The sequence below is a fragment of the Micrococcus sp. R8502A1 genome (genome assembly GCF_006704135.1).
GTDB lineage: Bacteria > Actinomycetota > Actinomycetes > Actinomycetales > Micrococcaceae > Micrococcus > Micrococcus luteus.
Window position 1 is genome coordinate 1 of record NZ_VIGS01000069.1, and the last position, 10,383, is coordinate 10,383.

10 protein-coding genes are annotated in these 10,383 nt (G+C 74.4%); 5 read left to right on the forward strand and 5 right to left on the reverse strand.

Translation table 11 applies throughout. The features are described 5' to 3' along the window. A partial coding sequence (locus FLM69_RS10310) for an MFS transporter (protein WP_255502827.1) occupies nt 1–1,399 on the forward strand: 1,399 nt, incomplete at its 5' end. Here the strand turns inward: FLM69_RS10310 and purN are convergent. Continuing rightward, nucleotides 1,386–1,949: a phosphoribosylglycinamide formyltransferase gene (gene purN / locus FLM69_RS10315; RefSeq protein WP_041102979.1), complete on the reverse strand. Its 564-nt coding sequence runs from the start codon at nt 1,947–1,949 to the stop codon at nt 1,386–1,388. The two genes, FLM69_RS10310 and purN, sit on opposite strands and share 14 nt — an antisense overlap. A 22-nt stretch (nt 1,950–1,971) precedes the next feature. Between purN and FLM69_RS10320 the strand changes: the two genes are divergently transcribed. Then, nucleotides 1,972–2,409: a hypothetical protein gene (locus FLM69_RS10320; protein ID WP_141844138.1), complete on the forward strand. Its 438-nt coding sequence runs from the start codon at nt 1,972–1,974 to the stop codon at nt 2,407–2,409. A 10-nt stretch (nt 2,410–2,419) separates the two neighbouring features. On the opposite strand, the gene FLM69_RS10325 is transcribed toward FLM69_RS10320, so the two are convergent. Then, entirely contained in the window at nt 2,420–3,784 is a 1,365-nt protein-coding gene (locus tag FLM69_RS10325; RefSeq protein ID WP_255502828.1) for a DUF6350 family protein, read from the reverse strand. Nucleotides 3,785–3,943: 159 nt separating this feature from the next. On the opposite strand from FLM69_RS10325, the gene FLM69_RS10330 reads away from it, so the two are divergent. The 3 genes from FLM69_RS10330 to FLM69_RS10345 all read left to right on the forward strand — a co-directional run bounded on the left by FLM69_RS10330 (nt 3,944) and on the right by FLM69_RS10345 (nt 8,026). Continuing rightward, complete coding sequence (locus tag FLM69_RS10330; protein ID WP_141844140.1) at nt 3,944–5,161, forward strand: glycosyltransferase family 1 protein; 1,218 nt, start codon at nt 3,944–3,946, stop codon at nt 5,159–5,161. 273 nt (nt 5,162–5,434) lie between these two features. After that, nucleotides 5,435–6,775, forward strand: coding sequence for an NADP-specific glutamate dehydrogenase (gdhA, locus tag FLM69_RS10340; RefSeq protein ID WP_141844142.1), 1,341 nt, complete (start codon nt 5,435–5,437; stop codon nt 6,773–6,775). 192 nt (nt 6,776–6,967) lie between these two features. Further along, entirely contained in the window at nt 6,968–8,026 is a 1,059-nt protein-coding gene (locus FLM69_RS10345) for a hypothetical protein (RefSeq protein ID WP_141844144.1), read from the forward strand. Nucleotides 8,027–8,157: 131 nt separating this feature from the next. On the opposite strand, the gene FLM69_RS10350 is transcribed toward FLM69_RS10345, so the two are convergent. From FLM69_RS10350 to FLM69_RS10360, 3 genes are read right to left on the reverse strand one after another with little or no spacing between them, the layout of a single operon-like run. Further along, complete coding sequence (locus FLM69_RS10350; protein ID WP_002853740.1) at nt 8,158–8,604, reverse strand: thioesterase family protein; 447 nt, start codon at nt 8,602–8,604, stop codon at nt 8,158–8,160. After that, nucleotides 8,601–9,821 (reverse strand): App1 family protein, encoded by a 1,221-nt coding sequence (locus tag FLM69_RS10355; protein ID WP_141844146.1) that lies wholly within the window; start codon nt 9,819–9,821, stop codon nt 8,601–8,603. The genes FLM69_RS10350 and FLM69_RS10355 overlap by 4 nt, the downstream gene beginning before the upstream one ends. Nucleotides 9,822–9,848: 27 nt before the next feature. Further along, complete coding sequence (locus FLM69_RS10360) at nt 9,849–10,220, reverse strand: DUF6508 domain-containing protein (RefSeq protein WP_255502829.1); 372 nt, start codon at nt 10,218–10,220, stop codon at nt 9,849–9,851. Nucleotides 10,221–10,383 lie beyond the last annotated feature (163 nt).

Genomic DNA, 10,383 nt, shown 5'->3' on the forward strand with positions numbered 1-10,383 from the left:
GGCGACGACGTCGGGCGCGCACCCCGGGCCCGCGCCCGACGTCGTCGCCCCCGACGCCGCCCTGCCCACCGGTGAGGCGGTCGTCCAGGAGCTGCCGTGGCGCTGGTCCGTCCAGGGACGCATCTTCCTGATCGGCGGCCTGGGTTTCATGTTCGACGCGTGGGACGTCACGCTCAACGGCGTGATGATCCCGCTGCTGCGCGAGGAGTGGGCCCTGGACAAGGCCGACGCCGCGTGGATCGGCACCGCCAACCTCATCGGCATGGCCGTGGGCGCGTTCCTGTGGGGCACCATCGCGGACCGCATCGGCCGCAAGGCGGCGTTCGCGTGGACGCTGGCGATCTTCTCCGTGTTCACGATCGCGGGCGCGCTGACGGACTCCCTGCTGTGGTTCGCGCTGTTCCGCTTCGTGGCCGGTGTGGGCCTGGGCGGCACGATCCCCGTGGACTACGCGCTCGTGGGCGAGTTCACCCCGCGCCGGCTGCGCGGCCGCGTCCTGGCCGCGATGGACGGCTGGTGGCCCGTCGGCGCCGCGCTGTGCGGCCTCGTCTCCGCCTGGCTCGTGGGCACGTGGGGCGACTGGCGCCTGCCCCTGCTGGCCATGGTCCTGCCGGCCCTGCTCGTGTTCGTCGTGCGCCTGGGCATCCCCGAGTCCCCGCTGTTCCTGATGAGCCGGGGCCGCGAGGCACAGGCCCGCGCCGTCATCGACCGCATGGTGGCGGCCACCGGCGCGCCCCGCCGGCCCTACACGATGCCCCCGGCCGAGCCGGCCCGCTCCGGCGGCGTCGGCGCGCAGCTCGCCGCGGTCTGGCGGTTCTCCCCGCGCATCACCGCGATCGCCTGGGCCCTGTTCGTGGCCATCATGCTCGTCTACTACATCGCGCTGCAGTGGCTGCCGACGTTCCTCATCGACGCCGGCTACGCGGAGGGCCGCGCCTTCATCATGACCTCCGGCATGGCCGCGGCCGGCCTGCTCGGCGTGGTCGTGGCCACCGTGCTGATCGAGGTCACCGGCCGCCGCTGGCTGCTGGCCGTCAGCGCCGTCGTCGCGAGCGCCCTGACCGTCTGGCTGGCGAGCGTGCTGGACGTGCCCGCCGCGGTGCTGCCGCTCGTGCTGGCGTTCGGCTTCGTGGTGCAGGTCGCGATCCCGGTGCTCTACACGTACGTCTCCGAGCTGTACCCGACGACGCTGCGCGCCTCCGGCTTCGGCTGGGCGTCGGCGGCCTCGCGGGTGGGCGCGGGCCTGGGCCCGCTGCTCTTCGTGGGCACGCTGGTCCCCGCCCTCGGGCTGCCGGCGGCGTTCGCCGTCACCGGCGGGCTCGTGGTCCTGGCCTGCGCGGCGATGCTGGCGCTGGCCCCGGAGACCCGCGGCCGCGCCCTCGAGGTCAGCGCCGACTGAGCTCGCCGAGCACGCGCAGCAGCAGGGCCCGCTCCTGGACCTTGATGCGCTCGTGCAGCTCGGCCTCGGTGTCCGTGTCCAGCACGGGCACCGCGGCCTGCGCGAGGATCGGGCCGGTGTCCACGCCCGCGTCCACCACGTGCACGGTGCAGCCGGTGACCTTCACCCCGTGCGCCAGCGCGTCCCGGACGCCGTGGGCCCCCGGGAAGGAGGGCAGCAGAGCCGGGTGGGTGTTGAGGATGCGGCCGTCGAACCGCTCGAGCAGCGGGGCGCCCAGGATCCGCATGAATCCGGAGCACACCACCCAGTCCGGCGCGTAGGCGGCGACGGCGTCCGCGAGCGCCTCGTCCCACGCGCGCCGGTCCGCGTGGTCCTTCGGTGACACCACGAACGTCTCGATCCCGTGGGCGCGGGCGCGCTCCAGGCCGCCGGCGTCGGCGACGTCGGCGCCCACCGCGGCGATCTCCACGTCCAGGGCGCCGGAGGCGACGGCGTCGAGGACGGCCTGCAGGTTGGTGCCGGAACCGGAGACGAGGGCAACGATGCGCATGCGCCCATCGTAGGGTGAGGGGGTGTCCGCCCCCGTTCCCTCCTCCCCGCCCAGCCCGCCGCAGGGCGCCCCGGACCCCGGCCGCGTCCGCACCGGCCGTGCCCTGCTGTGGCAGTCCGTGGCGCTGCTGGGGATGGTGCTCTCCTTCTCCCTCGTGCTGCCGTGGAAGCTGATCGCCCTCGCGCTGGGGCTGGTCGCCCTCGTGCTCGGCGTGCGCGTGTGGGTCACGAGCCGCGGCGCCGAGCGCTCGGGGCTGCCCCGCGCGGTGGCGTCCGCCGGCATGGCGATGGCGCTGATGGGCATGACGACGGCGGCGCTGCCGCTGCTCGCGTGGGACGCGACGGTCCAGCTCGAGCAGTGCGGCGCCTCCGCGCTCACCGTGCGGGCGCAGCAGGCGTGCGCGGACGAGTTCACCCGTCAGGTGGAGGAGCGCACGGGGGTGCCCCAGCTGCGGCCCTGAGCCGCGGGCGTCAGTCCCGCGCCCGGCGCGGGGACGGCCGGTCGCGCAGGCCCGAGGCGCGGTCGCCGGACCGCGGCACCGCCGTCGTCCCGTCCCGGTGCCCGGCCACGGCCAGGGCGGTGAGGTAGCCGGCCGCGCAGCCCAGCGCGACCCACCCGGCGACGGCGGCGCACACCGCCCAGACGTGGGAGCCGATGTCCGTCAGCGTGCCGAGCCCGAGCGTCCCGGAGGTGAGGGCCAGCGGCACGAGCAGCAGCAGCCCCGTGAGCAGTCCGGTGAGCACGGCCAGGGCCAGCGTGGACAGCGTCAGGGACACCGCGCGGCTGCCGTGGCGGGTGTGCAGCCAGTCGTCGAGGTGGTTCTCCCCCTCCCGCAGCAGCCACACGCCGGCCACGGCGCCGGCGCCGATCGGCACGGCCAGCAGGAGCAGCTGCCACGGCGACCACGTCCCGGGCAGCGCACCCAGCGCCGGGAGGGCGGGCGCGGTGGCCGGCGTCGCGCCGAACACGGAGTAGAGGCTGTCCGCGCCCACGGAGAACCCCGGGCCCGCCGTCCACGCGATCGACCACGCGGTGAACGTGGGCAGCCAGCCGATCTGCAGCAGCGCCACCAGCAGGCCGCCCAGCGGGCCGCCCCCGATCGCCTCGGCCACGGTGACGACGGCGGTCCACTCGACGGCCAGCCGCCCCGCCACGAGCAGCGCGTTCAGACCCGTCAGGGCGAGCACGGCGACGACCGCGGCGCGCACCACGGACCACGCGTACGAGCCGGCCCAGCGTTCGTACTGCGACCGCCGCGAGATCCGCTCCGTGAGGTCCAGGCCGATCAGGTGCGCCCAGGTGCCGGCCTCGCGCCGCGCCCCCGCGAGGGCGGCGACGCCGAAGAGCAGGGCGGGCAGCAGCGCCGCCGGGGCGGGGTGGGCCGTCAGCTCGTCCGTGCCGGGCAGGAACGCCACGGCCAGCCCCACCAGGGCGTAGGCCCCCACCGCGCCCACGAAGGCCTGCCACGCCTGGTCCCGGTAGGACGCGCGGGCCAGGCGCCGGCCGGCCCGCCAGGACAGCGCGAGCGGGACCAGGGTCAGGCCCCACGGCACGAGCCACGCCGTGCCGGTGATGAGGTGATCCGGCGCGGTGGGCATGGCCGTGGCCACGGTGACGGGCACCGCGTGCAGGGCCAGCCACAGGACGCCGCCCACCTGGACGGCGCCCTCGATGGTCGGCCGCTCGAACCCGCCCGTGGCCCACACCGCGAGGGTGGGGACCGTGACCGCGAGCAGGCTGATCATCGCCGTGACGAGCGCCTCAACCACCCCCTGCAGCCACAGCGGCAGGGGGACGGGGCGCAGCAGGCGGGGCGCAGCGGGGCGGGAACTCACCCGTCCATGGTGCCACCCGACTCCGGGCGGCGCCTGGACGGGGCGGGCCGCGCGGGCCGGTGCGACGACCGTCACGCGTCCCGAGAGTTCACCGCGGGGTCACCGGGCCGTCGTCGGCGGGTGTCCCGGCCGTGGTCCGGGGTCCTTAGCGTCGGCCACGTGCGTGTCGTCGTGGTCGCCGAATCGTTCCTGCCCCATATGAACGGGGTCACCCACTCCATCCTCCAGGTGCTGCGGCACCTGCGGGAACGGGGCGACGAGGCGATGGTGGTCGCCCCGGCCGCCTCGTGGTCCGCCGGGTGGACCCAACGCGCGGGCGCCGGTGAGGCCCCCCGCGAGGTCGAGGGCTTCCCCGTGCGCACCCTGCCCTCCGTGCCCCTGACCGGGTACACCTCCGTGCGGGTGGCCGCCGGCACGGTGGGCCGGCTGCGCGGCATGCTCGCCGACTTCGCCCCGGACGTGGTGCACATCGCCTCCCCCTTCGTGCTGGGCTGGCGCGCGGTGCAGGCGGCCGAGGAGCTCGGCATCCCCTCCGTGGCCGTCTACCAGACCGAGGTCCCCGGCTACGCGGCCCGGTACGGCGCCCCGTGGCTGGAGGACGTCCTGTGGAGCCACGTGGCGCGCCTGCACAACACGGCCACGCTGACGCTCGCGCCGTCGTCGTTCACCGTCCGACAGCTGCACCGCCAGGGGGTGCGACGCGTGCACCTGTGGGGCCGCGGCGTCGACTCCCGCCGATTCCATCCCGCCAAGCGGGACGAGGCGCTGCGCGCCGAGCTCGCCCCGAACGGCGAGAAGCTCGTGGGCTTCGTGGGGCGGCTGGCGCACGAGAAGCAGGTCGGGGACCTGCGCGTGCTCTCGGACCTGCCGGGCACCCGCCTCGTGGTCATCGGCTCCGGGCCGCTGCGCGAACAGCTCGAGCGGGAGCTGCCCGGCGCGCACTTCGCCGGCTTCCAGGGCGGCGAGGACCTCGCACGCCACGTGGCCAGCCTGGACCTGTTCGTGCACCCCGGCGAGTCCGACACCTTCGGCCAGACACTGCAGGAGGCGATGGCCTCGGGCGTGCCCGTCGTCGCCGTCGGCCGCGGCGGCCCCCTCGACATCGTGGACGCCTCCCGCACCGGCTGGCTCTACCCGCCCGGCGAGCTGGACGAGCTGCGCCGCCACGTCGCGGACCTCGTGTACGACGACGTCAAGCGGGCCGCGTTCGCCGACGCGGCGTGGGCGTCGGTGCAGGGCCGGACCTGGCCGGTGCTGTGCGAGCAGCTCGTGGGCTACTACGAGAAGGCGATCGCGGTGCAGGAGCGCCGCCGCGTGGAGCTGGCCCGCCGGCTGCTGACGGCGCCGTCGCTGCTGGCCGCGCGCGTGTTCGGCTGACCCCGGCCGACGTCGCCCGGCTGGACGACCTCGTCAATGACGCGACCGTGGCGGGCCCGCGCTACAGCGAGAGCCAGCAGGCCAGCATCGACACCGAGGCGGCGCCGCCGCGCTGAGCCGAACGCGGGGCCCGGGGTGGCCCGCGTCTCATTTCGGCAACAGAGCGCACTCCCTGTCAGGATGGGCGTCAGGCACCGCGGCCTCCTCCGACCGCGGCGCGCCACGGCGGGGGCACCGCGGGGCGTCTCTACCCCGACGTCCGAGGAGGACACCATGAATGAGTCTCTGAAGACCCTGCGCGACGAAGTGTTCGCGCGCAACCCCGGCGAGGCCGAGTTCCACCAGGCGGTGTCCGAGGTGTTCGAGGCGCTGGGACCGGTGATGCAGCGCCACCCCCAGTACGTCGAGGCCGGGGTCATGCACCGCCTCTGCGAGCCGGAGCGCCAGATCATCTTCCGCGTCCCGTGGATCGACGACGCCGGCGTCGTGCAGGTCAACCGCGGGTTCCGCGTGGAGTTCAACTCGGCGCTCGGCCCGTACAAGGGCGGGCTGCGCTTCCACCCCTCCGTGTACCTCGGGATCGTCAAGTTCCTGGGCTTCGAGCAGATCTTCAAGAACTCGCTCACCGGCATGCCGATCGGCGGCGGCAAGGGCGGCTCGGACTTCGACCCCGCCGGCAAGTCCGACCGCGAGATCATGCGGTTCTGCCAGTCCTTCATGACGGAGCTGCATCGCCACATCGGTGAGCACACGGACGTGCCGGCCGGTGACATCGGCGTGGGCGCCCGCGAGATCGGCTACATGTTCGGCCAGTACAAGCGACTGACCAACCGCTTCGAGGCCGGCGCCCTCACCGGCAAGGGCCTGACGTGGGGCGGCTCGCTGGTCCGCACCGAGGCCACCGGCTACGGCGCCGTGATGTTCGTCGACTCCATGCTCCGCACGCGCGGCGAATCCATGGACGGCCAGCAGGTGCTGATCTCCGGCTCCGGCAACGTGGCCATCTACGCCGCGGAGAAGGCCGCCGCGCTCGGGGCCACCGTGCTCACCGCGTCCGACTCCTCGGGCTACATCGTGGACCCGGACGGCCTCGACCTGGACCTGCTCAAGCAGATCAAGGAGGTCGAGCGTGCCCGTATCTCCGAGTACGCCGAGCGCCGCGGCGGGCGGTCCCGCTACGTGACCGGCGGCAGCGTCTGGGACGTCGAGGGCACCGTGGCCCTGCCGTGTGCCACCCAGAACGAGCTCGACGAGTCCGCCGCGCGGACCCTGCTGAAGAACGGGGTGAAGGCCGTGGCCGAGGGCGCGAACATGCCCTGCACCGAGGCGGCCGCCCACCTGTTCGTCGACTCCGGGACGCTGTTCGGCCCGGGCAAGGCCGCCAACGCGGGCGGCGTGGCGACGTCGGCGCTGGAGATGCAGCAGAACGCCTCGCGGGACTCGTGGAACTTCGACTACACCCACGACCGGCTCGAGCAGATCATGCGTGACATCCACGACCGCTGCGTGGAGACCGCCGAGGAGTACGGCACGCCCGGCAACTACGTGGCGGGGGCCAACATCGCCGGGTTCATCAAGGTCGCCGACGCGATGATCGCCCAGGGCGTGGTCTGAGTCCCCGCCCTGCCCCTTCCGTGATCCTCCGCCGCCCTGCGACATCTCCGCCGTTCTGACGCGCGGTGATGTCGCAGGGCGGCGGTCGCTTGAGGGCACCCGACTCCTGCACAGGCCCCCGACGGCGGGTGCCCTCCACCGCCGGCGCGGCCGACCCCTCACGCCCCGGACGGGCCCACGACACTGGGCCGCATGACCCCGCTCTCCGACCACTCGCGTGCGCTGCTCCCGGGACGCGGGCCCCTGCTCAGCGCGGCAGACCCCCACGACGGGGCGGCGCGGCGCCGTCTCGAACGCGCCTGGACCCGCGGGGTCCTCGTGCGGCTCTGCCCGCGCGTCTACATCAACGTCAGCGACTGGGCCGCGCTGCGTCCGTGGGACAGGGCGGTCGTGTCCGCCGTCGCCCTCTCGATCGCCCGCCCCGCGACGGTGTTCACGGGCCTGACCGCGGCCCGGCTGCACGGTCTGGGGCCGGCCGTCGAGCCGCCCGTGCTCGAGCTGCGCGCCCCCTCGCCCGGGCATCACGGCGCCGGTCCGCTGACCCGCCGTCCCTTCGCCCCCTCCCTGGTGGCCCACGACCGCCGACTCCCCGGCCTGCCGCGCCGCCGACCCCGATGGGGGCTGCCGGAGGCGGCCCACGCCGCGCCTCAGCCGGTCGAGGCCGTCCTGTCGGACGGGCAGAGCCTCGGGACCGTCCTGGCGGATCCGCTGCCCACGGTGCTGCTGGTCCTCGGCGCGGCCACCCCGTTCCGCGACGCCGTGGCCCCGCTGGACGCGCTCGTCCGAGCCCGGCCCGAGGAGGCCGCACGCTGGGCGAGGCAGGCGGAGAGCCGACTCGGATCGGCGGCCGCCCTCCGCCGATTCGAGCGGGCCTGGCACTTCGCGGACGCGCGGGCGGAGTCCGCCGGCGAGTCCTACAGCCGGGCCATCATCCACGAGCTCGGCTTCGTCCCGCCCACGGCGCTGCAGCATCGCCACCGGGATGCGAACGGACGCGAGGTGGCCCGCACGGACTTCTGGTGGGAGCAGGTGCGGGTGTACGGGGAGTTCGACGGGCTGGGCAAGTACGACCTGTCGTTCTTCGACGGTGACGACACGGCCCGCCGCGCCAGCATCCGCCGGGAGAAGGAACGGGAGGTGGCCCTGCAGCTGGTCACCCGGGCGGGCGCGCATTGGACGTGGGGAGACCTCCTGCGGCCGGACCGGCTGGCGCGGATCCTCACCGCCGCGGGCGTCCCCCGCCCGGTCTGATCCACGGCCGTCCCACGGGCCCGGCCCCGACCTCCGCGAGCCCGAGCGGTCGACCTCCGCTCTGCGACATCGCAGCCGTGCTGCACGGCGGTGATGTCGCTGGGCGGCTGCCAGTCGATCAGCAGCCCACCTCAGCCGGCCAGGGCCGCCCGCTGCTCGGGGCTGATGCGCACGGGGCGGCCCGTCTGCCCGTCGACGAACACCATGACGGACGTCGCGGTGGCGCAGAGGGTGTCGTCGACACCGTCGTGCAGGGCGTAGCCCACGTGCACCGAGGCGGCCTTCACGGCGTCCACGCTCACCACCACGCGCAGCGGCACGGGGCGGTAGGGCATCTGGGCCCGGTACTTCACGGTGTGCTCGGAGATGAACGTCCGCACACCGGGGGCCACCCCCTCGAGCAGGTCGATCGGCGGGGCCTGCCCGCCACCGGCGCCGGTGTTCGCGGGCACGCCGAAGGCCGCCACGCGGGCCTCCTCCAGCAGCTGCACCACGGCGATGTTGTTCACATGGCCGTAGGCGTCCATGTCCGCCCAGCGCAGCGGGATGCGGACCTCGACGGAGCGCGAGGCGGTCATCGGGCGGCCTCCTCGTCCGCGGACCGACCGTCACGCTGCGCCGCGGCGTCGAGGGCCGCCGGCGCCTCGTCGTCGCCGAGGATGTCCTCACGCCAGGCCTCGGGCTGCACGTCCACGAACTCGACGGGCAGGATGCCCAGGTCCTCGAGCTGATTGGACAGCGTGGCCCCGTCCGGGCCGTAGCACCACGGGATGCCCGGGGTGGAATGGCGGGTGTCCTCCGCCCGGCCGCCCGCGAGCAGCGCCTGGGAGGGGGTCAGCTGCCGGATGACGATCGCCTTGACCCGGTCGGGGTGGCGCTGCGCGAACTCGGCGTAGATCTCGGGGTCGTGCTGGCCGTCGTCGCCCACCAGGATCCACTGGATGTCCGGGAACTGCTCGGCGAGGCGCTCGAGCTGGACCCTCTTGTGCTCCTGACCGGAGCGGAACCAGCGGTCCCTCGTGGGCCCCCAGCTGGTCAGCAGCAGAGCGCCGAGCGGGTAGAGGTTGCGGCCCAGGAAGCGGGTGAGGGTCTGCGCCACGTTCCACGCGCCCGTGGACAGGTACAGCACGGGGGCCTTCGGCTCGAGCTCGGCGATCCGGCGCAGCAGCACGGCGATCCCCGGAGTGGGCGTGCGGGCGTGCTCGTCGATCACGAACGAGTTCCAGGCCGCCAGCAGGGGGCGGGGCAGCGAGGTGACCACCACGGTGTCGTCGATGTCCGAGACCAGGCCGATCCGCGCGCCCGGCTCGCAGATGTACAGGTCCATGACGGCGTGCTCCTCTTGGCCGCCGACGTGGAGGGTGGCGGTCTGCCAGCCGGGCTCCAGCTCGACGTCCAGCACGACGTCGACGACGCCCATCCGGTCCGTGCGCACCGTGGTGCGCAGGTCCCCCACCTGCACCTCCACCTCGGCGTAGGCCATGGGCGGGGCCACGAAGTTGCGCCAGCCGCGCACGCCGTCCGCCACCACCTTCGACAGCCGACGGCCGTTCATGAACTCCTCGTCGGAGGCGATCACCACGCGGGAGAGGATCCGCACCCAGCTGGTGCTGCCGTAGCCCGTGAACGCCATGACCGTCGGCACGTTGCCGGCACGCAGCGCGCGGGCGCGGTGCCAACGGTTCCACCCCTCCTGCAGGTGCGTGGCGACGTTCTCCACGGGAGTGGGGTCACCGGAAGGGGCCAGGCGGCCGCGCCGGGGCGCGGGCGTGGGGGCGTCGGAGGCTGCGGGCATGCGCCCAGTATTCCGCACCGTGCGCTCTCAGCGGATCTCGGGGACCAGCGCGGTCAGGCGGTCCAGCATGCGGCCGACCTTGCCGTTCTCGATCGCGGCGGCCACGTGCCCGTCCGCGAACCGCTCGCCGCGCACCAGGTAGGTGAACAGCGTGCCGAGGTCGGCCAGGGACGCCTCGGCGATGCCGGCCTCGCTCACCCGGTCCACGTTCCGCAGGTAGTCGACGTCGATGCCCGCCAGCTCCTGCGCGGCCACGAGGCCGGGGAACACGCGGTCGTCGTAGTCCGGGTAGACGCCGCCGAGGGTGCCGGGCGCGGGGGCGCCGTAGGAGGCGATCGGCCGGGCCTCGGTGCCGTAGCCGGCGGCGAGCAGCTCGCGCAGCGCACGCACGGCGGCCACGCGCTGGGGCGTGGGGGTCTGCGGGCCGGTGAGGGGGGCGCTGCCTCTTATACCCCTCTGACGCTGCCGCCGACCGCCTTCGGGGTAAGCTCCGTGGTGGCCGCACCTGTTTAAAACAAAAAAATAGAAAGTGTGAAGCGACAGCGAGTGAGACGATACAAGA